At 45.6% G+C, this 25,629-nt stretch carries 22 protein-coding genes; 14 read left to right on the top strand and 8 right to left on the bottom strand.

Annotation, left to right across the window (positions count from 1 at the left end; translation table 11 throughout):
* Positions 1-20 precede the first annotated feature (20 nt).
* Positions 21-1,271 carry a tetratricopeptide repeat protein gene (locus GXP69_RS11205; protein ID WP_163915148.1) on the top strand — a complete coding sequence of 417 codons (1,251 nt, stop codon included), beginning with the start codon at positions 21-23 and terminating at the stop codon, positions 1,269-1,271.
* On the opposite strand, the gene GXP69_RS11200 is transcribed toward GXP69_RS11205, so the two are convergent.
* From GXP69_RS11200 to GXP69_RS11190, 3 genes are all read right to left on the bottom strand, one after another.
* The gene (locus tag GXP69_RS11200; protein ID WP_163915147.1) at positions 1,264-2,328 is read right to left on the bottom strand and encodes a glycosyltransferase family 4 protein; all 1,065 of its coding nucleotides are present in this window, start codon (positions 2,326-2,328) and stop codon (positions 1,264-1,266) included. The two genes, GXP69_RS11205 and GXP69_RS11200, sit on opposite strands and share 8 nt — an antisense overlap.
* Positions 2,325-3,215, bottom strand: a complete 891-nt coding sequence (locus GXP69_RS11195) for a glycosyltransferase (RefSeq protein ID WP_163915146.1) — start codon at positions 3,213-3,215, stop codon at positions 2,325-2,327. Before GXP69_RS11195 ends, GXP69_RS11200 begins: the two co-directional genes overlap by 4 nt.
* Before the next feature lie 322 nt (positions 3,216-3,537).
* Positions 3,538-4,764, bottom strand: a complete 1,227-nt coding sequence (locus tag GXP69_RS11190) for a glycosyltransferase family 4 protein (RefSeq protein WP_163915145.1) — start codon at positions 4,762-4,764, stop codon at positions 3,538-3,540.
* 113 nt (positions 4,765-4,877) lie between these two features.
* On the opposite strand from GXP69_RS11190, the gene GXP69_RS11185 reads away from it, so the two are divergent.
* Positions 4,878-6,125 (top strand): polysialyltransferase family glycosyltransferase, encoded by a 1,248-nt coding sequence (locus tag GXP69_RS11185; protein WP_163915144.1) that lies wholly within the window; start codon positions 4,878-4,880, stop codon positions 6,123-6,125.
* 47 nt (positions 6,126-6,172) lie between these two features.
* Here the strand turns inward: GXP69_RS11185 and GXP69_RS11180 are convergent, their stop codons facing one another.
* The 3 genes from GXP69_RS11180 to asnB all read right to left on the bottom strand — a co-directional run bounded on the left by GXP69_RS11180 (position 6,173) and on the right by asnB (position 10,547).
* Positions 6,173-7,141 carry a UDP-glucuronic acid decarboxylase family protein gene (locus tag GXP69_RS11180; protein WP_163915143.1) on the bottom strand — a complete coding sequence of 323 codons (969 nt, stop codon included), beginning with the start codon at positions 7,139-7,141 and terminating at the stop codon, positions 6,173-6,175.
* Positions 7,142-7,143: 2 nt separating this feature from the next.
* Positions 7,144-8,490, bottom strand: coding sequence for a UDP-glucose dehydrogenase family protein (locus tag GXP69_RS11175; RefSeq protein WP_163915142.1), 1,347 nt, complete (start codon positions 8,488-8,490; stop codon positions 7,144-7,146).
* 89 nt (positions 8,491-8,579) lie between these two features.
* A complete protein-coding gene (gene asnB / locus GXP69_RS11170) occupies positions 8,580-10,547 on the bottom strand; it encodes an asparagine synthase (glutamine-hydrolyzing) (RefSeq protein WP_235925667.1) in 1,968 nt (655 codons plus the stop codon).
* A gap of 91 nt (positions 10,548-10,638) precedes the next feature.
* Between asnB and GXP69_RS11165 the strand changes: the two genes are divergently transcribed.
* Both GXP69_RS11165 and GXP69_RS11160 read left to right on the top strand, forming a co-directional pair.
* On the top strand, positions 10,639-11,535 hold the full coding sequence (locus GXP69_RS11165) for an alpha/beta fold hydrolase (RefSeq protein ID WP_163915140.1): 897 nt from the start codon (positions 10,639-10,641) through the stop codon (positions 11,533-11,535).
* Positions 11,536-11,552: 17 nt separating this feature from the next.
* Positions 11,553-11,795, top strand: coding sequence for a hypothetical protein (locus tag GXP69_RS11160; protein WP_163915139.1), 243 nt, complete (start codon positions 11,553-11,555; stop codon positions 11,793-11,795).
* A 463-nt stretch (positions 11,796-12,258) separates the two neighbouring features.
* Here GXP69_RS11160 and GXP69_RS11155 read toward each other — a convergent pair whose 3' ends face one another.
* The gene (locus GXP69_RS11155) at positions 12,259-12,504 is read right to left on the bottom strand and encodes a hypothetical protein (RefSeq protein ID WP_204281998.1); all 246 of its coding nucleotides are present in this window, start codon (positions 12,502-12,504) and stop codon (positions 12,259-12,261) included.
* 306 nt (positions 12,505-12,810) lie between these two features.
* On the opposite strand from GXP69_RS11155, the gene GXP69_RS11150 reads away from it, so the two are divergent.
* The 10 genes from GXP69_RS11150 to GXP69_RS11105 all read left to right on the top strand — a co-directional run bounded on the left by GXP69_RS11150 (position 12,811) and on the right by GXP69_RS11105 (position 24,965).
* Positions 12,811-14,628: a M61 family metallopeptidase gene (locus GXP69_RS11150; protein ID WP_163915137.1), complete on the top strand. Its 1,818-nt coding sequence runs from the start codon at positions 12,811-12,813 to the stop codon at positions 14,626-14,628.
* A gap of 89 nt (positions 14,629-14,717) precedes the next feature.
* Complete coding sequence (locus GXP69_RS11145; RefSeq protein ID WP_317164587.1) at positions 14,718-15,302, top strand: TonB-dependent receptor; 585 nt, start codon at positions 14,718-14,720, stop codon at positions 15,300-15,302.
* Positions 15,303-15,420: 118 nt separating this feature from the next.
* Entirely contained in the window at positions 15,421-16,437 is a 1,017-nt protein-coding gene (locus tag GXP69_RS11140; protein WP_163915136.1) for an MBL fold metallo-hydrolase, read from the top strand.
* 65 nt (positions 16,438-16,502) lie between these two features.
* On the top strand, positions 16,503-17,975 hold the full coding sequence (locus GXP69_RS11135) for a sodium:solute symporter (RefSeq protein WP_163915135.1): 1,473 nt from the start codon (positions 16,503-16,505) through the stop codon (positions 17,973-17,975).
* 303 nt (positions 17,976-18,278) lie between these two features.
* Entirely contained in the window at positions 18,279-20,096 is a 1,818-nt protein-coding gene (locus tag GXP69_RS11130; RefSeq protein ID WP_163915134.1) for an ABC transporter ATP-binding protein, read from the top strand.
* A gap of 136 nt (positions 20,097-20,232) precedes the next feature.
* Positions 20,233-20,754, top strand: a complete 522-nt coding sequence (locus GXP69_RS11125) for a hypothetical protein (RefSeq protein ID WP_163915133.1) — start codon at positions 20,233-20,235, stop codon at positions 20,752-20,754.
* 79 nt (positions 20,755-20,833) lie between these two features.
* Positions 20,834-21,700 carry a DUF2911 domain-containing protein gene (locus GXP69_RS11120; protein ID WP_163915132.1) on the top strand — a complete coding sequence of 289 codons (867 nt, stop codon included), beginning with the start codon at positions 20,834-20,836 and terminating at the stop codon, positions 21,698-21,700.
* Between the two features lie 74 nt (positions 21,701-21,774).
* Positions 21,775-22,698 (top strand): class I SAM-dependent methyltransferase, encoded by a 924-nt coding sequence (locus GXP69_RS11115; RefSeq protein WP_163915131.1) that lies wholly within the window; start codon positions 21,775-21,777, stop codon positions 22,696-22,698.
* Between the two features lie 316 nt (positions 22,699-23,014).
* A complete protein-coding gene (locus tag GXP69_RS11110) occupies positions 23,015-24,478 on the top strand; it encodes a sensor histidine kinase (protein WP_163915130.1) in 1,464 nt (487 codons plus the stop codon).
* Positions 24,479-24,530: 52 nt separating this feature from the next.
* The gene (locus GXP69_RS11105) at positions 24,531-24,965 is read left to right on the top strand and encodes a response regulator (RefSeq protein WP_163915129.1); all 435 of its coding nucleotides are present in this window, start codon (positions 24,531-24,533) and stop codon (positions 24,963-24,965) included.
* Between the two features lie 9 nt (positions 24,966-24,974).
* On the opposite strand, the gene GXP69_RS11100 is transcribed toward GXP69_RS11105, so the two are convergent.
* Positions 24,975-25,577 carry a ribonuclease HII gene (locus GXP69_RS11100; protein ID WP_163915128.1) on the bottom strand — a complete coding sequence of 201 codons (603 nt, stop codon included), beginning with the start codon at positions 25,575-25,577 and terminating at the stop codon, positions 24,975-24,977.
* Positions 25,578-25,629 lie beyond the last annotated feature (52 nt).

The raw sequence follows: 25,629 nt of genomic DNA, 5'->3' as shown, positions 1-25,629 counted from the left end.
GCAGAATTTTACTATTTTACATGAAGAAGTTTTTGTTCATCACCTTAAGCTTATTCTTACCTGTGCTGGCTTCGGCACAACAGCAGGGTACATCCGGTGATACAACTGCCATGCGCCAGGTTAACATTGGTACTATAGATGTGTTGCCAACAGCCGTGAAAGTAAAGGGCATGCTGCTGCTTAACAAAGACGTGCAGTATGAACTGGAAGGCGCTGTAGACAACATGTACAACTTTAAGTTTGAGCGTGCCGAGAAACAATTTAAATCGCTGCGCCGCCGCTACCCGGACCACCCGCTCCCATATTTCCTGATGGGTTTGAGCCAGTGGTGGAAAATCCTGCCATCCAACATTAAAACACTGGAATATGACAAGCAATTCTTTGCTTACATGGACACGACCATCCAGAAAGCTGAGAAACTATACGATAACAACGAAAATAATACCGAAGCCGCTTTCTTTATAGCTGCGGCAAACGGCTTTACAGCCCGCCTGCACTCAGAACGCAGCAACTGGCGTAAGGCTACCGTGCACAGCAAACGTGCCATAGAGTATATGGAGATTGCCAAAGCCGGCAATGGCCTAAGCCCTGAATTCCTTTTCGGCGAGGCGCTGTTCAATTATTATTCTATCTGGATTCACGAGAACTATAAGATGCTGCGCCCGGTACTGCTATTCTTCCCGGATGGTGATAAAAGACTAGGGCTGAAACAACTGCGCCACGTAGCTAACAACGGTTTTTATACTGGTACAGAGGCTAAGTACTTCCTGATGAAGATCTATGCCAATGAAGAAGGTAACCTGGGTGAGTCGATAAAGGTAAGCAAATCGCTGGCTGATAAATACCCCGACAATGCCTATTTTCAGCGGTTTTATGCGCGACTGCTCTTTATTCAGGGGCATTTTACAATGGCAGAACGTGTATCGCAAGACATACTGGACAAGCTGGAGCAGAAAATGCCTGGCTATGAAGCTGTAAGCGGGCGCTATGCCACCTATATTCTGGGCTACATAAACCAGAACAAATACCGCGATCTTGATAAGGCAAAGCAATATTACCTTAAATCGATCATGTACGCCGAGATGACGGATGAGCGTGAGTCAGGTTATTTTATTAACTCCTACCTTAACCTGGCCCGTATCAGTGATCAGCTAAAAGACAAACCGCAGGCCAAGCGCTACTATACGATTGTACAGAATTCATCTGATAAAAAATCTGCAGCCAACAAAGAAGCCCGCACCTGGCTAAAGGCGAATAAGAAAGTTAAGTAAACAATTTAAGAAAGGCTTCTTTTTTAGCGTCTATAGAATAGTTCTGCTCCACCCATAGTTTACCAGCGCGGCCGAGCTTTGCTCTCAGCTGTGCATCCTGAAGCAACTGCTCCAGGCGTTCATACCATTTCTGGTTACCAGAGCAGGTAAAGCCGGCGATCTCGTTGGGCACAACTAAAGTGTTTGCTCCTACCGCAGAAACTACAGCCGGAATGCCTAATGCCATGTATTGTATGGCTTTAAATGCACATTTCCCTTTTGCCCATTCTGTATCCGGCAAAGGCATTACCCCAATATTTACCTGCAGCAAACTATCCACTTCAGTATCTTCTGACCAGGGTATAAACCGCAACGACTTCAACTGGATATCAGGTTTTTGGTCGGCTATAACTATAAATTCGAAACTATAGTTTTGCTCCAATTGCTGCAAAACAGGCTCAATCAGCTTTAAATAAGGCAAGGTAGAGTGTGAACCGATCCAGCCTATAGTTATAGTTGGGGTACGCTGATCTTTTAGCGGTTGGTATTTATAGTTTGTATCAACTATTGTGGGTACGTAAAAACTGGCTGTATTATGTTTTAACGCATACTGTTGCAGGTAATGATTACCACAGCTTACTTTATAGCTCCATTTAATGATTTGCGTGGTTTTAGAGTGCCATTTATAGTTTGCGACTATGCTGTTACTCTCGGTTGTATTAGCCAGCCAGATGGCATCGTCAAAATCGAAAATAATCTTTGGAAGAAATAGCTTCGCTGCCAGCCATTCAAACCACGGCGGGCCAACTGGAGTCGCTTCGCGGTGGATAAAAACATAGTTATAGTTGCGGAGCTCAAACAACAACTTAACCCGATTCAGTAAACTTTTCGCCAAGCCGGCCAGCTTCAGCACCGTGTTGCCTGATTTGTAAAGTATTGAGTAAGTTGCATCATCCCAGAAAGGTACTAACCTATAGTTTATCTGTTGCTCTTTTAGCACAGGCAGCCACTGCTCCACCCGATACCGTTGCGACGCGGCTTTGCCTTCCGGGTAAGGTACTATAAACAGCACTTTCATGCCTCTTTATGCGGCTGGTTAAAGAAGTAGTCATAAGCTTTCCGGAGCATTTCTACGGACCTGTATTTTAGTGCCAGTTTCGGTATTTCTTGTCGGTGTGTCGGGTCCTGAACTATAGCTTTTATCTTTTCGATAGCGTTCTCCAGGCTGCCAGGTGTGCTTAAATTGAAAAGTGCCCCGCCACCTTCCTTTTTGATGATGTCGGATTCATCTCCAATTCCTTCAGTAAGCAATACAGGAAGTCCGTTTGCCCAGTATTCGCCTATTTTAACCGGTGAAAGATACTTTTTAGATGGCCCGGGTTTGTAGGTAGCAAAAGCGAAATCAGAAGCTGTTAAGTAATCAGGAACCTGTCCATGTGGCACCGAAGCTATGTACGTTTTCTTTGGATCAATTTTATGTTTCTGGAGTTGTTGCTGTATTTCTTCTTTAGCTTGTGGTGAAAGTATCAGTAACCTGAAATCAGGGATAAGTTCGAAACATTTCCGATAAACCTCAAAAGCTTCATCATCATAATAGAGTCCGCCATATTTACCCACATACACTCCTATAGTTGCGCTCTGCCAGTTAAGCTGTTTCCGGGCTTCGGCTCGTTTCTCCGGATCAAAAGCAAAGGCCAAATTGTCAGCAACACAGGGCACTACTCTTATTTTTTCTACCGCTATTCCTTCTGCCAAGAGTGTTTGCTTATAATTGTTCGCAACTGGCATTACTCCTGACGCATGTTTCTTTTGTAGCTCCTGCCAGCGCTTTTGCAGGTTATACTTTAAACTAAACTTACTCCAGACTCCTGATTCCAGCATATACTCGGCATGTGGCTCAAACAAACTCACATAAAACGGCACTTTAATATTTTCCCAGACTTTAAAGGCTAATGCTCCAGCCATAGCTCCATGAGCCAACACAGCATCAACTTTTTGTCGCTTTACTACTTGCAACAACAGCTTCGGGAAAACTATAAAATCATACGCTTTATTAAGAAAGGGAATACTATAGTTCCTGCTGTATATAGGAATATGCTTTACATTATTAAGCTCATCTGGTAAAAGTTTACTTTGTGGCTTGGCCTCCCGTTCTATAGTTATTAGCAGAACTTCAGCGATACTGCCTGTTTGCTTCAGTAGTTTAAGATTAGGCAAAACAGCAGCCTGCGTCAGCACGTCAGATAGCGGCCAGTAGCTGATAAATAGTATTCTCAGGTTTAACACTTTACCAAGTCCCCTCCAGCATGCACATTAGTTTTTGCATATGCACATCAAATGAAAATTTTGACTGCAAATCCTTTTCCAGTACTGCTTCATCAATTAATTGTTCGTTTCTATCTTTATAAATGAAGCTAAGCTTCCGAACACAATCAGAATGGTTCAAGGCTTTGTATAAAAAACCTGTTACCCCATCTCTTACAATTTCATTTGTGCCGTCAATATCAGAGCATAAAACGACTCTTTTAGCCTGTAGCGCTTCTAATATAACCAAAGGTAAACCTTCGTACTCCGATGGCAGCGTAATTAAGTTAAAAGTTGGAAGTAATTCCAATAATAAACTGTTTTCAACCGGCTCTATTACATAGATAAAATCCTGCAGCTTTAAATCCGCAATTAACCGTTCTATTTGCTGTTTCTGGCTCCCTTCTCCCAAAATACACAAAACAATGTCGTTTGGGAAGAGCTTTGCTTTCTCCACAAATGCAGCAAAGGATTTTATAAAGAACATTTGCCCCTTGTAGCCTTCTAATCTACCTGGAAGCAATATCTTATACTTTGATTCTGCCTTTTTCAGCAACGTAACTAATGCATGTCGGCTTTTACTGCCAATACTATTACCAGTTGGTACATTGCCGGGTAGTGCGTTGTAAATTACTTTCTGATGCGCGTGCCTCATCAGATTGAGCTCAACATCTCGCTTTACTGCTTCAGATACAAACAAATGGCCGTTATCAAAACGCTTTGCAAGCAATATATTCACTCTATTTATAATATAGCGCCTTAATGTATTAACCGGAAATTGCCTATACTGGGTGCCATGGAAATATTGAAACAGCCTTAGTTTCCTATCTCTATTCAAAGAAAGACCTTTAACTAACCTCATCAGGAAGTGTGCATAGGCTGTATGAGCAACAACTGTTTCGATTCGGTTTTTCTCAATAAAAGTTTTAATCTTTGAAACTATAGCCGGGGAAGTAAATAATGATTTTATAGAAAGATAAGCATCATCCTGGCCGGCAAACAGCATTCTGCTTTCAGGAAACCTTAATTGAAATGAGTCAAATATTTTCTGATCAAATTGTGAAAGGACTACCAGATATACATTATAAGAATTGTCTTGTAATGTCTTTAGCTGGTTGAGCACCTGCATTGTAATGCCCTCATGTGCTACCATAGGCAGTACAATCAGCACTTTTTTGCGCGTTTGTAACAATTGATCTTCTGGCCCCATTTTAGGTAATTATACAGTAAACTTAGTCAGACGTGCTCCACACAAGTACTTTAGTTGTAACAATAAGTATAAATTAAGAACTTATTCAAAAAACAAAGCCATATTTCTTTTAAATGAAAAAAGAGCGACTGCTGATACTTTGTGATCACAACAGAGCGGATTTTTTATTGCCCTATAAAAGGCTTAAAGAGGAGGCAGAGCTTTTCTTTCTTGAGTTTGCTTCTGAGAGGAGTATTACCAACTATAGTTATAAAGAATATGGGGAAGCAATTTTCTGGAGTGAATACAAAGATGCCTTTGCCCTTTTAGAGCAAGTAAGGCCAAAAAAAGTTATTTTCCTCTGGATTGATTCTTACCAGCAGGTAGCGCTAAACCTGGCCTGTAAATTAAAAGGAATTAAAACCTACATAATTGAGCACGGTATTCGTGACTGGCGGGCTAATATTGAACTGGAAAAGTATTTTTTCAATCCTGCTAAATCGAGCCTATCCTCCAGAGTCAAAGAACTTTCTCTTGAATTAATACCCCGGTTTAAAACACGTCTTTTTTTATTAAAGACATTAAAAAACCTACCTGAGCCTGAGAAATCCTTCTTAAGCAATTATATAAAACTGAGAAGAAGGAGCACCTTTCATACGGTTAAACAAAAAGTACTATCTGAGCTAAGATTACCAAGCGCGTATATTTCCTACAGCCCCAAAGTATTTAGCGTGCATCAGCATTTTGACAATTTACGTCCTGACTTCAGTGTACATTATATTGGGGTACCGATGTATGATGAATTAGCTAACCATATCCACAATGTTGAACCTGTATCTAAATCCAATAACATACTTTTAGTAGACCAAGGGCTAGCTAACCGGAATTTATTGGGATGGAACAAAAACTCTTACAAGCAGTTTTTAAAGAATTTAAGCAACTACTGCCAATCAGCCGGCTTTACCTTGAGTATTAAATTTCATCCATCAGACACAAACGCGATAAGAAATTATGATTTGGGCAATCTCCCGGCTAATGTCATAGATGATGCACAACTAGCGCAAATACTTCCGCACACGCCTGTCATTATTGGTTTCTTCTCTACGCTTCTGCTTCCGTTAGCTGCTCTGCCTCACACTACACTTATTACGTTGGAGAACCACCCCATTGGCAAGTTGGATGTATCTAAATCTTTTGTAGATGCAGGCGTCGCGCATCCTGTCTATAGTTTGGATGAGTTACCTGCAGTATTAGGCAATATTGAACAGTTGCACCAGCAGCAGTTACCTAATAAGAAAAAATTTGAAGAAGAATGGCTTTATAAATTTGATGGGAAAGCGGGAGAAAGGCTACGGGATATACTTTTGAATGACGAACTATAAAAAAAGCCGGCCCCAAACTTTAGTTCAGGGCCGGCTTCTTAATTCAACTATACATTCTCCACAGTTTCAGTGGGGGTTTGTATTTTTTCTTTAAAGTATTCCAGCGTTCTTTTCAGGCCTTCTGCACGATCAACCTGCGGTTCCCAACCCAGAATTTCGCGGGCCTTTGTAATATCGGGCTGGCGTTTCTGCGGATCATCTTTTGGCAGGGGCTGGTATTCCACTTTCAGCTCTACGCCGGTCAGTTTGCAGATCTCTTCGGCGAATTCTTTTATCGTGATCTCCGATGGGTTTCCGACGTTTACCGGCAATGCATAGTCACTGAACAACAGGCGGTAAATGCCTTCCACCAGATCATCCACATAGCAAAACGAACGAGTTTGCGACCCATCCCCAAAAATGCTAAGCGGTTCGCCACGCAGGGCCTGGCTCAGGAAAGCAGGTAGCACACGGCCATCATCGAGGCGCATGCGCGGACCGTACGTGTTAAAGATTCGCACAATGCGTGTCTCCAGGCCATGGTGCATGTGGTAAGCCATCGTCATCGCCTCCTGAAAACGCTTGGCCTCGTCGTAGCAGCCGCGCGGCCCAACCGGGTTCACGTTGCCCCAATAGTCTTCGTTCTGCGGGTGCACCAGCGGGTCGCCATATACTTCGGAGGTAGAAGCAATCAGCATGCGGGCTCCTTTATTTTTTGCCAAACCAAGCAGGTTGTGTGTACCCAGCGATCCCACTTTCAGTGTTTGAATCGGAATTTTCAGGTAATCGATGGGGCTGGCAGGCGATGCAAAGTGCAGGATATAGTCGAGCTTACCTGGCACGTGCACAAACTTAGATACATCGTGGTGGTAAAACTCAAAGTTTTTAAGCTTAAAAAGGTGTTCGATGTTTTCCAGGTTGCCTGTAATCAGGTTGTCCATGGCAATTACATGAAAGCCTTCTTTTATGAATCTGTCGCAAAGGTGTGAACCCAGAAACCCGGCTCCCCCTGTGATTAATACGCGTTTTTTTGCCATGCTTATACTGTTGCTTTTAATTCTGATACCGGTTGTTTCACCCCGATGCCATAGTAGGTGAAGCCTTTTTCGGCCAGGTCTTTGGCCTCGTAGATGTTGCGGCCATCAAAGACCACTTTCTCTTTCATCAACTTGCCGGCCACGGTAAAGTTTGGCGAGCGGAACTCAGGCCACTCAGTTACCAACAGCAGGGCGTCAGCATCAATCAAGGCTTCGTATTCGTCTTTGCCATACTGGATGGTGTCCCCCAACAGGTGCTGGGCCTCTTTCATGGCTACCGGGTCGTAGGCTTTGACCTGTGCCCCCTGCTCGAGCAGCTTTTTGATGATCACCAGCGAAGGCGCCTCGCGCATGTCGTCCGTTTTGGGCTTAAAGGAAAGGCCCCACACGGCAAAGGTTTTGCCAGCCAGGTTGCCCTGAAAGTGATTCATGATTTTATTGAATAGCACTGACTTCTGGTGCTCGTTTACTTCCTCCACCGACTTGAGCACACGCATCTGGTAGCCATTTTCATTGGCTGTCCGGATCAGGGCTTTCACATCTTTGGGAAAGCAGCTACCGCCGTAACCAATGCCCGGGTAGATGAACTTATTGCCAATACGGGCGTCAGAACCAATGCCCCGGCGTACCATGTTCACATCCGCTCCCATGATTTCGCATAAATTGGCAATGTCGTTCATGAAGCTGATTTTGGTAGCCAGCATGGCGTTCGCGGCATATTTGGTCATCTCGGCCGAAGGAATGTCCATGAAGATGAGCGGGTGGCCATTCATCAGAAAAGGCTTATAGAGCTTTTGCATTACCTCTTCGGCTTTCTCAGAGGCTACACCCACCACAATGCGGTCAGGCTTGAGAAAATCCTCGATGGCAGCGCCTTCTTTCAAGAACTCGGGGTTGGAGGCCACATCAAAAGCAAGATTGGCACTCCGGGCAGCCAGCTCTTCTTCGATGGCCTGGCGTACTTTCTGGGCCGTGCCTACTGGTACGGTGCTTTTGGTTACCACCACCAGGTAGTCGCTCATGTGCTGGCCAATAGCGCGGGCCACAGCCAGTACGTACTTCAGGTCGGCAGAGCCGTCTTCGCCCGGCGGGGTGCCCACAGCAATAAAAGCCGCATCGCAGCCCTGGATCGAGGTGGCCAGGTCGGTAGAAAAGGAAAGGCGTTCTTTCTGCGTGTTGCGCAGCACCATCTCTTCCAGGCCCGGCTCATAGATCGGCAAGATGCCCTTTTTCAGATTCTCGATCTTCTGCTGGTCTATGTCAATACAGGTCACATCAATGCCTACTTCGGCAAAACAGGTACCCGTTACCAGGCCCACATAACCCGTCCCAACTACTGCTATTCTCATAAATCAAGTCTTATCTTAACTGCAAATTTATACTTTTATATGTTAGATTATACTTTAAATAAAGTACAACCTGTTTGCTCATTTATTTATTAGTTGTTACGCTGAAAAGTATTTCGCCACCAGTACTGGAACACCAATAACTGCCATATCTGCGTTTGAACTGTCGGGGCAGATTTACTGCTAAACTCTTTTTTTAGTTGCTTTATTTGTCTTGCATCAAATATTTGCTGGGCTTCAATCAGCTCATCTGCTAAATACTCCTGTACTAAACCGGCTCCTTCTGTTTGCAGGAATGACAATAGCGGAACTTCGAATCCTTTTTTAGGGCGCCTGTATAGTTCGGCGGGCAATAATCCCCGGAATGCGTCCTGCAAAATCTTTTTCTGGTATACGTTATCTATTTTAGATGAAACCGGCAGCGAAAAAGCAAACTTCACTACCCGGTGATCCAGAAACGGACTCCTGATCTCCAGGCCGTTTGCCATACCCATCAGGTCTGTTTTAGGGAGCATATCATTTGCCAGCACCAGTTGCCAGTCGGCACAAAGTACGCTGTTCAGGCTATATTTGTTCCTGCTTAAACACTCCAGCAGTCTGCTTTTTCTGGCCTTATATAACCTGTTATACGCTTTGCCCCGATGTTCCGGCTTTAGTAGCATTAAGGCTTGCTGTTCTTGTTGCCAGGTAGCCCAGAACCAGTAACGTTCCGGAGCCGCTAATTTTGCGCCAGCCGCAAACCGGTGCAGTTGTCTTACTTTGTTTGCGATAAAAGAGTTTCTGGATTTAGGAAGATTTGCCCATACCGGATCCAGCGCCGTGATAAACCGGGCAGCAGTACTATTTGTGATTGCCTTTAACTCAGCGCGGTGCTTGTTATATCCGGCAAAAAGCTCATCTGCCCCGTCACCTGACAATACCACTTTTACCTGCTTACTCGCTTGCCTGCTTAAACTATAAACTGCCAGCGCCGACGAATCTGCAAAGGGCTCACTCAGCCCATCCAGCATCCCGAAAATGCTTTGATACAGGTCCTGGTTGCTTAGCCTTACTTCGGTATGGTTGGTTTTGTATTTGTTAGCTACCAAACGGGCATAGTGGCTTTCATCAAAGAAAGGCTGCTCCGGGAAGCTGGCTGAAAAGGTTTGCAACCCGGGAATTAGCTCTGACGCAAGTGCCACAACAATAGATGAATCAATGCCACCGCTCAGAAAAGCGCCAACCGGCACATCGGCAGTCAGGCGTTCGGCTACGGCTTCGCGCATCAGTTGTTGCAGACGTACCTGTTGTTGCCTGTAAGTAAGGTTTGTATCTTCTGTTAAATCCTTGTCAAATGGTGCTTTGTACCAGTTATGATGCTGCACTTTTTCGTTGTGTATAAACAGCGAGTGCCCCGGCATCAGCTTTTTGACACCTTTTAGGATAGTTGCAGGCGCTGGAATATAAGTAAGCTGCAGGTACTGATAAAGGGAGGTATAATCAAGCTCCTGCGGCATGCCCAGTTGCATTAATGCTTTTAGTTCGGATCCGAATAGAAACTGGTCGCTGTCGCGGTAATAAAGCAACGGCTTCTCCCCAAAACGATCACGGGCAATAAAAAGGCTTTGCTCGGCAGCATCGTAAATAGCGAATGAAAAGAAACCGTGGAGCTTTTTAAGGAATTTCTGTCCGTGTGTAATGTATAGTTGCAGTACTACCTCCGTATCAGATTCAGTCTGGAAATTAACTCCTTTTGCTGCCAATTTAGCGCGCAGGGCTTTATAGTTAAAGATTTCCCCGTTATATGTGATCGTGTATCTACCTGTAGCGTCAGTATGCGGCTGGTCTGCACCTAAACCAGGAGCGATTACGGCCAGCCTGCGGTTAGCCAGGGCCACTGGGAATTGCACAAAACTACCGTCTCCATCCGGGCCGCGGTGGCGGAGCGCATTGGCCGCCAGATTCAGCTTTTCAATAGCCGACCTGCCTGCTTCTGTAAATGCGAAAACTCCAGTTATACCACACATATATCCTGTAAAGATAGTTTTTTTATAGTTCCGGCTGCAGTGTTTAACCGGCATATCAAGCTAAAAAGTAAGGCTGATTTACATAAAATTAACAACCTCACGGCCTAAAGACAGTATAGTTTTAGTAATAACACCCTGATTTACTATGAAACCAGACTGGCTAGATCCCCAGGAATATCCATTCGAATCGAAGTACCTGACGTTACCTTGCGGCAAAATGCATTACATAGACGAAGGCGAGGGCCCCGTTATTGTGATGGTGCATGGCACGCCGGCGTGGTCGTTTATTTATCGAAACCTGATAAAGCTCCTTCGCACCCGGTACCGCTGTGTTGCCATGGATATGATCGGATTCGGGCTTTCTGATAAGCCGGACGATTTCAGTTATAAGCCAAGGGCCCATGCTGCCAACTTCGAGGCCCTGATGAACCACCTGCAGCTAAAGAATATTACACTTGTGGTGCACGATTTCGGAGCACCGGTCGGGCTCGCTTATGCGCTTGATCACCCGGAAAATGTGCGCAGCATAGTGATGCTAAATACCTGGACCTGGTCGCTATCAAAACACAACACATTTTCGAAGGCAAGTAAATACCTGGTTGGTCCGCTGGGTAAGTTCCTGCATTCAAAGCTAAATGTATCTACAGACGCTTTGGTAAATGAGCTGTTAGGCGATGCCAGCAACCTGCCGGAAAGTATACGCCAGCATTACATTAAAGCTTTAGGCCAGCCAGAGCAGAAAGTAAAATCGCTTGCCTGCGCGCGCGAGCTGGTTGGTGTAAGTAAATGGTATGAAGAGCTTTGGCAAAAGCGCAAAAGCATACAGGACATTCCTACTTTAATTCTGTGGGGCGAGCGTGACAAGCTCGTTAAAATTGAAGCGCTGCAAAAATGGAAACGATTCTTCCACGAATGTTATGTCATTCATTTTGAGGAAAGCGGTCATTTTCTGCAGGAAGAAAATGCCGATGAACTGGCCAACTATGTTAGCAATTTTATAAAGGAAGAGCAGAAGAGAAACGAACCTGCATATCAACTATAAAGTTTATTATAAGTACCATGAAAGCGAACAAACCTTTAAAGGAAGCCATTTTCAGAGCACCCGAAACTACAGATGAAAATAAGCAACCGCAACAGGAGCAACTATACCACATGGGCACAGATCCTAAAAATGTAAAAACCACAAAGCAGCCCTCACAAGATCTTATAAATGAGTCGCACCGCAACCGCATGGAGACTTTCCAGCAACTACGTGAAATGGACCAAGATGTTGTCGGCAAGATAAAAGACAAGAAAAAATAAAGCTGTCGCAGATTTTATGAGCAGTATAGCCAGTCAAGTTAACTCTAGCAGGCCTCTGCCCTGCTAGATTGGCTATAAATTACAATAGATAAGTGTGCGGTTATCTCAACTCAACTTTCTTATGAATAATTTACACTGCCCGGTAGATAATGGGATTGGATAAATTAACATGATTGGAGCTTTGCTATAGTTGGAGCTATAGTTCTATAATTATTGTTGGTCCAACCACCCCTTGTTTTACCTCACCCCAGCCCTCTCCTTTTATCGAGGGCCCCTACCCCCAAAACAGGAGAGGGAGCTTCTATCCATTGCTATAGTTGCAGCTATAGTTAGCGTTAGTCATCCCCCTTCAAAGGGGTGACTTCTGTCTTTGCTATAGTTGGAGCTACAGCTTTTAGTTGCCAAATGAACACCCCTGTAGTCCCCTCAAGGGGACAGTCTCTGCTTTTGTAATTGGTAGCTGCTATAGTTCTATAGTTACAGACCAAGAGTAGGCAGGCGCAGCCTGCCCATGGAACAACGACCACGGAAAACCCAAGCAACTATAGCCATTCATCAAACTATAGTGGTAGCTATCGAACTGATTGCAGTCTTTGGGTTGAGCGCCTTGTAGATTTCTGGTGCCGTCAGGCATTGCGACTGTAGGAGCAAAGGAAAGGTACACCGCGCGATGCCCGAAGACGAGGCCCCGCGGCCGTGAGCGCACCAAAACATCTATAAAATGATAGGTAAGTAAAGCTCACAGGATTACAGGAAGTTTGAAAGAAACTGCTTGTGGCAAGTAGTAACTATAGTTAACTAAAGGCCATATAAGATGTCTCGACTAACACTCGACATGACAGGGAAAAAACTATAGATTGTGATTAATGCCTCACGCACATCACCCCTCTCTCAACTAACATATTAACAATAACAACGAACAAACTATAGAACTATAAATTTTATAGCAACGCCTCATTTGTGTACCTACATCCTTCTCCTTATCTTTCAAAATCAAACCAACCTAATCCTTAACATGCTATCTAAGTTCTATACTTTACTAACCCTTGTTTTTCTATCAACTCCGCTACTGGCACAACAGAAAGTAAACTATAGCCTCTCGTTTCCGAATGCGGTGCACCATGAAGCAGAGATCAGCGTTACCTTTTCCAGTATTACTTCTGATACCCTAGAGGTACTGATGAGCCGTAGTTCACCGGGGCGTTATGCGCTGCATGAGTTTGCAAAAAATGTGTACAGCGTAAAAGCTACAGACGCTCAGAGCAAAGCACTGAAAGTATGGAAAGCAACTCCGCACCAGTGGAATGTAATTGGCCATAACGGCACAGCAACTATAACTTATACACTGTTTGGCGACCATGCTGATGGTACTTACACCGGCATAGACGAAACGCACGCGCACCTGAACATGCCTGCCACCTTAATGCATGCTGTTGGGTTTGATAATGCACCGGCACAGGTTACCTTCAACATACCAGAGGGCAGTAACTGGAAAGTAGCTACCCAACTGAAGCACGAGCAAGGCAATACCTATTTCGCGCCAAATTTCCAGTACCTTATGGACAGTCCCACCGAGCTTAGCAACTTTGATTTTGCCGAATGGACTGTGCAGGATGGAAACAAAACCCAAACTATACAGGTGACATTGCATCACAACGGCACCAAAGAGCAGTTTAACGACTATGTACAGAAAACAAAGCAGATTGTAGCAGAGCAGCACGCCGTATTCCAGGACATGCCGGACTTTGATTTCGGGCGCTATACCTTTATTGGTTGCTACATGCCACAAGCTGCCGGCGATGGTATGGAGCACCGCAACTCAACTATAGTTACCAGCTCACGGTCTCTCGCCGAAGCAATGACCGGCCAGCTGAACACAGTTTCTCATGAGTTTTTCCATGCATGGAATGTGGAGCGCCTGCGCCCGAGAACGCTGGAACCATTCAACTTTCAGGAGGCGAACATGACGGAAGCGCTTTGGCTTGCCGAAGGTTTTACCAGCTACTACGGTGACCTGACCATGGCCAGAAGCAATGTTTTCAGCCAACAGAAGTATATTTCAGACCTGGCAGGCGACCTGAACTATGTACTGCTCTCGCCAGGTAGCCAATACCATAGTTTAATAGAGATGAGCCTTCAGGCACCTTTTGTGGATGCTGCCCGCTCCGTTGATCAAGTAAACCGACATAACACGTTTATCTCTTACTACACCTATGGCAGCATGATCGGCCTGGCGCTGGACCTGACGCTTCGCCGGGACTATAACAAAACACTTGATGATTTTATGCAGGCACTATGGCGTAAGTATGGCCAAACTGAAAAACCTTATACGATGGCTGATGTTGAGGCTACGCTGGGTGAAGTAAGTGGCAATGCAAAATGGGCTTCAGGCTTCTTCCAGGACCATATTTATGGCAGCAAATTACCGGATTACGAGGCCCTGCTGGCACTCGCCGGCTTAGAACTGCGCAAGGCTAACCCGGGTAAGCCTACACTCGGAACTACTGCATTGAGGTTCGATAAATCAGGTGCAACTATCATGATGGGCACTTATGTTACGAGCGCTGCCTATAAAGCCGGTTTGGAGAGATCAGATGTTATTACCGAGATAAATGGTGTAAAGCTGAAAAAGGAAAAGGATCTTGAGAAGGCTTTGAAAAATAAAAAGCCCGGCAATACCGTTAAGATCACGTACAAGCGCTTAGGCCAAACCAGAACTACAGACCTGGTACTGGATGAAGTGCCAACTTTGGAGGTGGTAATACGTGCCGGAGCAAATCAGGAGACAACGGCGTTGAGAAATGCCTGGTTGGGCAGTAAAAGCAACCAGTAATTGTGTAGTTAATCTCTGATTCAGACGTGCTTGATTTTAAACCTTATAAACCCTAACTTAGTTGTAATAATTCTGAAGATCGACCTTACGTGAATAAAGTAGTAAAAATATGGATGGTTTGCCTGTTCTGCTTTGCCGGAAATGCCATGGCCCAGACAGACATGAAACCAGCTAAAAGCACCACCCCGGCTGCACCCCGCATAAACTATAGTTTAAACCTGGGAGCCAGCTATAACAGTATTTTTGGTGCCAGCAGCTATGTACAGCCCACCGCCCGCTACCAGATAAGCGACCGTTTCAGTGGATATGCCAGCTTTACCTATGTGCATAACATGCCGCAGAACTTTGCGGTTACTACTACCGAAGGTGGAACAATGGTGCGTCGAACCAATGGCCATCAGCAGTATATAGTAAGTGTCGGCGGCGATTATCTTGTAAACGATCGACTGATACTGAGCGGTAACGCCTGGAAAGATTTTTCGACGGTTCCGCAACAGCTTGGTGCTTACAACAACTTTAACTACATGGGCCGTCAGGGCGCGGACTTTAGTGCTACGTATAAGATCACGGATAACTTCTCGGTAACCGGTGCGGTGCGCTATACCGAAGGCGGTTCGCCATACTATAGCCCGTTCTATAACTCCGGTTTTGGCCGCAGTCCGTTCGGTTACTAATACAAGGTTTACATAAGCTAAGGCGCTTTTCTGGCAACAGGAGAGCGCTTTTTGTTTACCTGAGCTAACCTAAACAGTACAATTTTAGTTATTACATCATTACCAATTATTTTACACCTTGCAGCATACCGTTCCCAAAGTAAGGCACATCAACAACCCGAAGCTCGAAACTATAAAACCGGGTTACAAAGGCAATAAGCTCATAAACAACCGCTTCGTTAACGGCGACGAATATTATGCTCCTGATTTCAGCAATGTGTTGCGCTGGAAACTATCCGGCAATCCGCAAAAGGAAGAGAAAAAAGGTGATAACTATTCGCCGCCCCTGATCCGGAATAAGGACTTTATACATGCTGAAGAAGACATGATTGTGTGGCTTGGCCATGCCTCTTTCTTTGTCAGAGTGCAGGGTGTAACATTTCTGATCGACCCGATTCTATACGATCTTCCCCTGATAAAACGGAAGGTAGATTTGCCCTGCCAGCCTGAAGACCTGAAGAACATTGACTTTTTGTTGCTTTCTCACGCCCACCGCGACCACCTGGACCTCAAATCGATCAGAGCGGTTTGCAAAAATAATCCGCAGTTAAAAGCACTGGTGCCCTTATGTGCCGGTAGTTTAGTGCGCAACGCCAGCAAGCACTTGCCCTACCAGGAGGCTGGCTGGTATCAGCGATACGACCTGGTTCCCGAACACCTCGAAGTTTATTTTGTACCGGCTTCGCACTGGCACCGCCGTGGCCTGTTTGATATGAACAAGGTACTCTGGGGCGGTTTCATCATCAAAACAAAAGAACAGACCATTTACTTTGCCGGCGACACCGGCTTTAACGGCCATTTTGATGAAATAGCAGAAGTGTTTGGCCCATTAGATATTTGCATTATGCCGGTTGGAGCCTATAAGCCAGCTTTTATGATGCAGCGCAGCCACTTAAACCCGCATGAGGCCGTGCGTGCCTACAACCAGTTGCGTGGCGGTACTTTTATACCGATGCACTATGGCACTTTCGACCTGTCGGATGAGCCGGCGAGCGAACCGGTGCGGCTTTTGGAACAGATTGCTGCTGCCGGGCTGATGAGCGGCTTACAGTTACCTGCCATTGGAGAACCGCTTCTGCTCCGTAACCTGGTTTAAGCAATGCTAACATAGCTCCGTACTTTTGCTATATTTGCAGGTACTTCTAACTAACAGACAGCGCTATGTCTTCAACCCTGATCATCGGTTTAATTATCGGTTATTTCTGTATACTTATCCTGATTTCTTATTTCACCAGTAAAAACACCGACTCCGAAACTTTTTTCCTGGCCAACCGCCAGTCGCCGTGGTATGTGGTGGCGTTCGGCATGATCGGCACCTCGCTTTCGGGCGTAACGTTTGTTTCGATACCGGGCATGGTGGAAGTAGCGCAGTTCTCGTACCTGCAGTTGGTATTGGGTTACCTATTGGGCTATTTTGTGATCGCTACTGTGCTAATGCCGCTCTACTATAGATTAAACCTGGTTTCGATCTATACTTATCTGGAGCAGCGCTTTGGCTATTGGTCTTACAAAACCGGTGCGGCCTTTTTCCTGCTTTCGCGCACACTAGGGGCTTCCATTCGTTTGTTTCTGGTAGCGGGTGTGCTGCAATTAGCCGTTTTCGATGACCTGGGAATTCCGTTTGCCGTTTCTGTGATCATTTCTATTACGCTGATCTGGGTTTATACATTCCGGGGAGGCATGAAAACCATTATCTGGACCGATACTTTCCAGACAACTGCCATGCTGATAGCTGTAGTTACCACCATCTGGCTGATTTCGGATGAGTTGAACATGGGATTTCAGGGGATGATTGAAAGTGTGCAGAACAGCCAATACTCGCAGGTATTTTTCTGGGATGTAAAAGACAGCAAGTATTTCCTGAAGCAGTTCTTTTCCGGTGCCTTTATCGCTATCGTGATGACCGGCCTGGACCAGGATATGATGCAAAAGAACCTGAGCTGCAAAAACATTGGCGAAGCGCAGAAAAACATGTTCTGGTTCAGCATTATTCTGGTGTTTGTAAACCTGCTTTTCCTGACGCTAGGTGCGCTGCTTTACATTTATGCTAACTCAAAAGGCATAGACCTACCGGCTAAAGGCGACGATGTGTTCCCGTTCCTGGCACTTAACCACTTCACGCCGTTTCTGGGCATTGTGTTTATATTGGGTATTATTGCCATTACCTACGCCTCCGCTGACTCTGCGCTTACAGCCCTTACCACATCTTTCTGTGTCGATTTCCTGAACTTTAGTGAGCGTAGCGAGCATGAGCGCGTACGCCTGCGCTACATCGTACACTTCAGTATTTCGGTGGTGATGGTGCTTGTGATCATTGCCTTCCACAAACTTAACTCCGAAAGCGTGATTACAGCTGTATTTAAAGTGGCTGGCTACACATACGGGCCATTGCTAGGGCTTTACACTTTCGGGCTCTATACAAAACGGGCTGTACGCGACAAATACGTTCCGGCCATTTGTATCATTTCCCCTATCCTTACTTACATTATCAGCGCTAATTCTGTAGAGTGGCTCTATGGCTATGAGTTCGGTTTTGAGGTTCTGATCCTGAACGGCCTGTTGACGCTATTAGGCTTATTTGCCATTTCGTCGGGCAAAACTGATGAACTGGAACTGGCCCAGGAGCAAGCGTAAACTATAAGTTTATAGTTTAGAGCTATGAGTTGAAAGTTGAGAGTTGCTTGTCAGGCCGTTTAGCTTAAAATAGTATAGTTAACTACAAGCTACAAAACGGGGTCTCATCCGTTTAACTCATAACTTTTAACTCTAAACTCTAAACTCTTAACTATTTAAGACCTCTTCCAAATAAAGGCGGCTATACCTGCTATGTGCGCTATTATGCTTACCTTTGCAGGATTATATGGGGTATAATGCACTATACCTTCAAAGCTACGCGGGCAACCGGGTAGCCTATAGTTTTAACGCACAGTATTATTAATGGCAAAACGCGGATTCGGGCAAACAGGAGCACAGGACGGCGAAGAACGGAAGAAGATCACAAAAGAAAGCTTTCGTCGCGGGCTCCGCATTTTCAGCTACGTATTACCCTACAAATATAAGTTTATAGTTGGCCTCACGTTTCTGGTCTTCTCAAGCCTTACGTTTATGGCCTTCCCATACCTGGTAGGTCAGCTTTTCGATTCAACATCCGGCAACACCAACGGCGCCCTGTCAGACATTAACGTGATCGCGATGGGGTTATTCGGCGTGATCCTGCTGCAGGGTATATTTTCGTTTTTCAGAGTCTACTTTTTTGCACAGGTAAGCGAAAATGCCGTAGCCGATATCCGCAGGGATTTATACAGCAAGTTTATGCAGCTGCCAATCTCGTTTTATGAGAAGCGACGCGTAGGCGAAATTACCAGCCGTATTACCACTGATGTGGCCCAGGTGCAGGATGCCATGTCCATCACACTGGCTGAGCTTTTCAGGCAATCCACAACGCTTATAGTTGGCGTCATCATCATCATGTGGACGTCTATCAAGCTGTCGTTGTTTATGCTGGCTACTTTCCCGGTGCTTATAGTTCTGGCACTGGTTTTTGGGCGCAGAATTAAGACACTGGCAAAGAAAACCCAGGACGAACTGGCAAATACCAACGTGATTGTAGAGGAAACCCTGCAGGCTATAAACACGGTAAAAGCATTCACGAACGAAATGTTTGAAGTTGCCCGCTACCGCACTACACTCAGCAAGGCAGTAAAAACGGCCATCACTACGGCAAATTACCGCGGTGCCTTTATCTCTTTCATTATCATAGGTTTGTTCGGAGGTATTATACTCGTGATCTGGTATGGTGCTACCCTGGTAGCCAACGGCGATATTCAGCAGGGCGACCTGGTTTCGTTTGTATTATACACGGCCTTTATTGGGGCATCTGTAGGTGGCCTGGGTGAACTATACGGCAAGGTGCAGTCGGCTTTAGGGGCTACAGAACGCATTTTAGAGATATTGCAGGAGCAGGAAGAACCGACAGATAAGAGCGTTACCGCACTTAGCCAAGTGCCCCGTGTACAGGGCAACATCAGTTACCGAAAAGTTGCTTTCTCCTACCCTACCCGCCCGGATATACAGGTGCTTAAAAATATCAACTTTGAGGCTCTTGCCGGTGAGAAGGTAGCTGTAGTTGGCCCAAGCGGTGCCGGTAAGTCAACTATTATACAGCTGCTGATGCGTTTTTACGATGTGCATGCCGGAACTATAACCGTAGATGGCAAAGACCTGCGTGACATGGACCTGACTACTTTGCGCGGCAATATCGGCATTGTGCCACAGGAAGTGCTGCTGTTTGGCGGAACTATACGCGAGAACATTGCCTATGGTCGCCCCGAGGCAACAGAAGCCGAAATTATTGATGCTGCTAAAAAAGCAAACGCCTATAGTTTCATTACGTCTTTCCCGGAAGGCTTGGAGACCTTAGTTGGCGAACGCGGTATAAAACTTTCAGGCGGGCAGCGCCAGCGCATTGCCATTGCCCGAGCAATTTTAAAAGATCCTGCCATCCTTATACTTGATGAAGCAACCAGCTCTCTTGACTCAGAGTCGGAGCAACTGGTACAACAAGCCATGGATGTGCTCATGAAAGACAGAACCACTATCATTATTGCGCACCGTTTAGCAACTATAAGAAAAGCAGACAAGATATTGGTGATAGATGGCGGCGAGATTGTGGAGGAAGGCTCTCACGAGGTACTCTCCGCAAACGAAGACGGCATTTACGCCAACCTGCTCAGACTACAGTTTGAGCTCAGCTAAAAGTATACTTATTGATTTTCCTGAAAACCTGTCGGAGCTTCCCCGGCAGGTTTTTTATTTTACTGCTATATACTTAACCTTATATTTTTCGTAAGTTCGGTACAAAATTATACTCATAGCCAACGTTGCCTGCTGCATGCGCATTTACCTTACCTGCACCCTTATAGTTCTTCTGGCTTTCTATTTACCTGCTCCTACTCAGGCACAGGAGTTTACCCAAAATATACGTGCGCCTTTTAGCGTCTACCTCGAAATTGGAGGAAACTCCGATGCCTACACCCTCAACCTAGACCGCATCATGTATCAGCGTGAAGAGTGGAAAGGTGGTTTACGCGCGGGTGTAGGAACTAACCTGTTTTTTATGAAAGAGGAGCCAGGTGTTTACCCTGTTGTGCCCGTAGAAGTTTACGCCATGTATGGTAAGTCCAAAAGCAACCTGGAAGTGGGCCTTGGCTATACACGCCGGTTTACGGATGCGCCGGAACTACTGCAGAATATGTTCTTTGCCCGGTTGGGGTTGCGCTACCAGGTACCCAAAGGCGGCTTGCTCGTTCGCTTCGGCCTGACGCCCTTTATCTCGCCGGAAGGAAAGGACAGAAAAACAGGCGAAACAGGCATTGTACCCCGTTTTGGCTTAAGCGTTGGCTATAGTTTATAAGCCTGGCTATAGTTTAACATCCACTAAAAATCGCTAATATTACATACTCATTCATAAACAGATCAAAACAAATAAACTTATGAAAAAGAAACTGATCGGCTTCGCTTTTGCTGCTGCTTTACTTCTTGGGGCCGGCACTACTCAGGCACAAATTCAGACACCGGCTGCCAGCCCGGCTGCTACCCTTACTCAAAAAGTAGGTTTAACAGATGTATCTGTTTCATATTCACGCCCTTCGCTGCGTGGCCGTACATTTGGTAAAGATGTGGCAACTTACGGTGAAATGTGGCGCACGGGAGCTAACAGCCCAACCCTGATCAAGTTCAGCGACGATGTAACAATACAAGGCAACAAAGTGCCAGCCGGAGAATATGTGCTCCTATCCGTTCCTGCCCAAAACGAATGGACCATTATCCTGCATAAAAACAAAGAGCTGTGGGGCAACAACGATGCACGCTATAACCAGGCAAACGATTTGCTTCGCTTCACAGTAAAACCACAGACTAACCCAAGAACAGTAGAGAGCTTTACCATTAACTTTGCTAACCTTAAAAACAATAGCGCAGATATAGAGTTATCGTGGGGTAAGGAGATTGCCACTTTTACTGTAACTACAGAAGTAGACAGCAAAGTGATGGCCCAGATACAGGAAAAGGTAATTAACGGTACTAACGTATCGCCAGCCATGTATGCTACAGCTGCTTCTTATTACCTGAGTGCAAACAAAGATCTGAAGCAGGCTTTAGAGTGGATGAAAAAGGCTAACGTCAACGATCCAAAATTCTGGAACCTGCACACACAGGCTAAAATTCAGGCAGGGCTTAAAGACTATAAAGGCGCTATAAAAACCGCAGAGCAATCTATAGCTTTAGCCAAGAAGGAAAACAACCCTGAATATGTACGTATGAATGAACAGGCCATTGCAGAGTGGAAAAAAATGAAATAAACCTGTTTAGTAAACTATAGAATAAGCCTCTGCTATGGCAGGGGCTTATTTTTTTACTTTAACCTGATCTATAATTGAGCGAACAAAACGAAAAATTACACTCGGAGGAACACCTCGGCCCTGCCCGCGAATTCTGGTGGAACGAAGATTACCTGGAACTACTGGCCCAGCGCCTGCATGTGAACTATAGCCAGACCTTAGTTGATATTGGTTGTGGTAAAGGCATGATGGGTTTTAAATTCTCGAAATACATGCCTGCAGGCAGCCACGTGTATGGCGTAGATTACGAACCCGGCTATATTGCAGAAGCACGCCAGCGGGCCCACTCACAGTTCGGGCACAACCAGATAGACTATACCTTTAAAGTAGGCAATGCCACTGAAATTCCGCTGCCCGACAATATTGCCGACATTACCCTTTGCCAGACCCTCCTGATCCATGTTAAAAATCCACAGCGCGTCATTCAGGAGATGATACGGGTTACCAAGCCTGGTGCCTGGGTGGTAGCCCTGGAACCCAATAACCTGGTACCCAACCTCATGTTCGACCGTTACGGCGAAACCGACTTTAATGTGGAGAGCATGCTGGATGTACTGGAAATAAAACTCCGGATAGAGAAAGGGAAAAAGAACCTGGGCGAAGGCTTTAACTCGCTGGGCGACGTTGTGCCAGACCTTTTCCTTAAAGCAGGCTTACAGAATATTAAAGTATGGATATCTGACAAAGCGCTTTCCATTATTCCACCTTACGATACGCAGGAAAAGATATTGCGCGTAGAGCAGATGCTGCAATGGATAGAGACTGAAGCCATGGGCTATGACTACCAGGATAACCTGAACTATTACATGGCAGGCGGCGGCACCAAAGAAAAGTTTGATGCATACTGGGAACAACTACTTTATAACAAGATCATGCTGAAGCAAAAGCTGCAGAAAGAAGAATATATTTCGGCAGGAGGCAGTCTCGTTTATATTGTGGCAGCACAGAAGCCCCGGTAACTATAGCTAACTATAACTATTGCCTGATTTGCCAGCATTATAATGTCAACCTGGGCATCTTGTGGTTGATGCTGCACATTTTATGTAACCCTGCACCATAAGCCTCGTAAGGACTTAGAACCATTTTAGCCAAAACCCAAAAATTATGCCTCTTCAATCTACTCTTTACCCTTTATCACCTCCTTCTGCACATCATACTCCAGGTAATTTTTCCTTAATTATCTGATCATTAATACTATATTTGTTTTGTAGCGTTTTCCGGCATCTTTATCTCAATGCCCCGCTACGCTCTTTTTGCAGAAAGAAATTCCTTTAAATGAAATTATCGGTAAAACTGTTTGTCGGGTTCCTGCTAATCTCGGCACTGTTTACAGCTGTAGCTATAGTTAACTTCCGGCTCTCCGAAGATGTGATCGAGAACTCAAATTGGGTTACCCGTTCGCAGGCGGTGGTGCGTACATCTGCCGCACTACAACGCAATATCATCGACCTGGAAACTGGTATCCGGGGCTATCTGCTAAATGGTAACGAGACGTTCCTGATACCTTACACGCAGGCAACGGAACGCCTGCCGGGCTTATTTGAAGAGATAAACCAGTTTGTTGGCCAGTCTAAAGAACAGGTAGAAAAAATTGAGCACATACGGGATATGCACCTTGCCTGGCAACGCAAGTATGCCAGGCCCCTTATTGCCATGACCCGTGCTGATATGCATAACAGCACGGTAGAATTATCACAGAAAATCGACAGTCTGGTACTGGGCGAAAAAATCCTGATGGACTCGATGCGTGTAGCGTTCAGTGAGTTTAATGCCTATGAGTACAAAATAAGGGGGGAACGTACTGCCCGCCTAAATAAAAGTATTGAAACTACCCGGCAGGTTTCTTCTATCCTGACTATACTTTCGGTAGTGCTCGGTCTGGGTTGGGCGTATTACATTACCCGCCTGATCACGGGCCGCATCATGAAAATGGTGAACCTGGCCGACCGTATCTCGAAAGGAGAATACAAAACCCAGATTGTTGATACAGCCAATGACGAACTGAGTATGCTATCGCATTCGCTTAATGTAATGGCTGCAACTATAGACGAAACATTTACTGAACTGGAGCGCACCAACAAGGAGCTCGACCAGTTTGCGTATGTGGTATCGCATGACCTGAAAGCGCCTTTGCGTGGCATAGAAGTAGCCTCCAGGTGGGTAGAAGAAGATATGGGCAGAGAGCTTCCGGAGAATGTAAAGCAATACCTGACCATGATGCGCACACGCGTACACCGCATGGAAAACCTGATCAACGGTATCCTTGCCCTGGCGCGCATTGGCCGCTCTACGCCGCAGGAAGAAGAAGTAGACGTACGTGCCCTGCTTCTTGAAATTACTGAACTGCTGGCCATACCAGAGAATTTCAGGATCATATTGCCGGCTTACCTGCCTGTGTTATATACAGCACGCGTACCACTGGAGCAGGTATTTTCGAACCTGATCAGTAATGCTATCAAGTACCATGACAAACCGGAAGGGCGGATCACGATCGGGTACCAGGAACACAATAACTATTACACGTTTTCTGTTTCTGATAACGGTCCGGGCATCGATAAAGACTATCATGAGCGCATCTTCGTTATATTCCAAACGTTGCAGGAGCGCGATGCTTTTGAGAGTACCGGGGTAGGCCTGACTATAGTTAAAAAGATTGTAGAATGGCAGGGCGGCACCATTCAGGTACAGTCCAAACCAGGCGAGGGAGCAACCTTTACTTTTACCTGGCCTAAGAAGTAAATTATATTTATTTGATTATTTTTGTGTTAGAGCACCCTTATACATTTAATAAATGAGTGAAAAAGTAAACAATATCCTGCTTGTAGAAGACGACTACCTGGATATAATGAATGTAGAACGAGAGCTGAAAAAGATTGGCCTGACACAACCTTTGCATGTGGCACGTAATGGTCGTGAGGGTTTAAAGATGCTGCGTGGCGATGGGGTGCCCCGAATTTCGCCTGCGCCCAGCGTTATTTTACTGGATATAAACATGCCGAAGATGAACGGCATCGAGTTTTTAACTGAGTTGCGTCACGACCCGGAGTTCAGCCACATTCCGGTGTTTATCATGACTACTTCCAACGATGAGTCAGACCGCCTGGCTATGCAGAAACTTCAGGTAACAGGTTACATTCTTAAACCACTCAGTTTCGATAATTTCAATAACAACCAATCGTCGTTAGATAGCTTCAGCCTGTTTCTGGACCTGATAAAGTTAAAGTAGACTATGGTTCTATAGTTCGAAAATTGGCAGCTGATTAGGTAAAAGTGTGAACGAGCGCCGGTGGTAAGGTGTGGCTCCGTGCAGGGCAATTGCCTGCCTGTGCTCAGGGGTAGGATAACCGGCATTACGTTCCCAGCCAAACATATCATAGGTTTTAGCCAGTTGCTGCATCACATCATCGCGATGCGTTTTTGCCAGCACCGAAGCTGCCGCAATAGCCAGATACTTTCCGTCTCCTTTCACGATACAGGTATGTGGCACACCGGCATAGGGTTTGAAACGATTCCCATCCACAATCAGGTACTCTGCCGTTTCTGCTAAACTGGCAACTGCACGGTGCATAGCCAGGTATGTTGCCTGCAAAATATTGATCTCATCTATCTCGGCAGGTGTGGCTTCGCCAATAGCCCATGTTACGGCATCACGCAGCACATCTTCACGTATCAGTTCCCGCTGCTTTTTATTAAGCTGCTTAGAGTCGTTGAGGAGCTTATGCTTATAGTCTGGTGGAAGGATTACGGCAGCGGCAACTACAGGTCCGGCCAGGCAGCCACGTCCTGCTTCGTCTACACCTGCTTCTAAAATCTTACCGCTGAAACCTGCTAATAACATACCTGTAGTTTAAGATCTGGAACCAACATACGGCACAAAGCTACATAAAAAA

Origin of the sequence: Pontibacter burrus, from assembly GCF_010686685.1 — a bacterium.
Lineage (GTDB): Bacteria > Bacteroidota > Bacteroidia > Cytophagales > Hymenobacteraceae > Pontibacter > Pontibacter burrus.
This window is presented reverse-complemented; position numbering and strand designations above follow the sequence as displayed.

Coding starts and splice junctions, on each gene's coding strand:
- GXP69_RS11165 (WP_163915140.1), top strand. CDS start 10,639: ATGAAACCAGACTGGCTAGATCCCCAGGAATATCCATTCGAATCGAAG.
- GXP69_RS11180 (WP_163915143.1), bottom strand. CDS start 7,141: ATGGCAAAAAAACGCGTATTAATCACAGGGGGAGCCGGGTTTCTGGGT.
- GXP69_RS11200 (WP_163915147.1), bottom strand. CDS start 2,328: ATGAAAGTGCTGTTTATAGTACCTTACCCGGAAGGCAAAGCCGCGTCG.
- GXP69_RS11160 (WP_163915139.1), top strand. CDS start 11,553: ATGAAAGCGAACAAACCTTTAAAGGAAGCCATTTTCAGAGCACCCGAA.
- GXP69_RS11150 (WP_163915137.1), top strand. CDS start 12,811: ATGCTATCTAAGTTCTATACTTTACTAACCCTTGTTTTTCTATCAACT.
- GXP69_RS11135 (WP_163915135.1), top strand. CDS start 16,503: ATGTCTTCAACCCTGATCATCGGTTTAATTATCGGTTATTTCTGTATA.
- GXP69_RS11125 (WP_163915133.1), top strand. CDS start 20,233: ATGCGCATTTACCTTACCTGCACCCTTATAGTTCTTCTGGCTTTCTAT.
- GXP69_RS11195 (WP_163915146.1), bottom strand. CDS start 3,215: ATGGCTGGAGCATTAGCCTTTAAAGTCTGGGAAAATATTAAAGTGCCG.
- GXP69_RS11175 (WP_163915142.1), bottom strand. CDS start 8,490: ATGAGAATAGCAGTAGTTGGGACGGGTTATGTGGGCCTGGTAACGGGT.
- asnB (WP_235925667.1), bottom strand. CDS start 10,547: ATGCCGGTTAAACACTGCAGCCGGAACTATAAAAAAACTATCTTTACA.
- GXP69_RS11110 (WP_163915130.1), top strand. CDS start 23,015: ATGAAATTATCGGTAAAACTGTTTGTCGGGTTCCTGCTAATCTCGGCA.
- GXP69_RS11100 (WP_163915128.1), bottom strand. CDS start 25,577: ATGTTATTAGCAGGTTTCAGCGGTAAGATTTTAGAAGCAGGTGTAGAC.
- GXP69_RS11130 (WP_163915134.1), top strand. CDS start 18,279: ATGGCAAAACGCGGATTCGGGCAAACAGGAGCACAGGACGGCGAAGAA.
- GXP69_RS11105 (WP_163915129.1), top strand. CDS start 24,531: ATGAGTGAAAAAGTAAACAATATCCTGCTTGTAGAAGACGACTACCTG.
- GXP69_RS11190 (WP_163915145.1), bottom strand. CDS start 4,764: ATGGGGCCAGAAGATCAATTGTTACAAACGCGCAAAAAAGTGCTGATT.
- GXP69_RS11120 (WP_163915132.1), top strand. CDS start 20,834: ATGAAAAAGAAACTGATCGGCTTCGCTTTTGCTGCTGCTTTACTTCTT.
- GXP69_RS11205 (WP_163915148.1), top strand. CDS start 21: ATGAAGAAGTTTTTGTTCATCACCTTAAGCTTATTCTTACCTGTGCTG.
- GXP69_RS11185 (WP_163915144.1), top strand. CDS start 4,878: ATGAAAAAAGAGCGACTGCTGATACTTTGTGATCACAACAGAGCGGAT.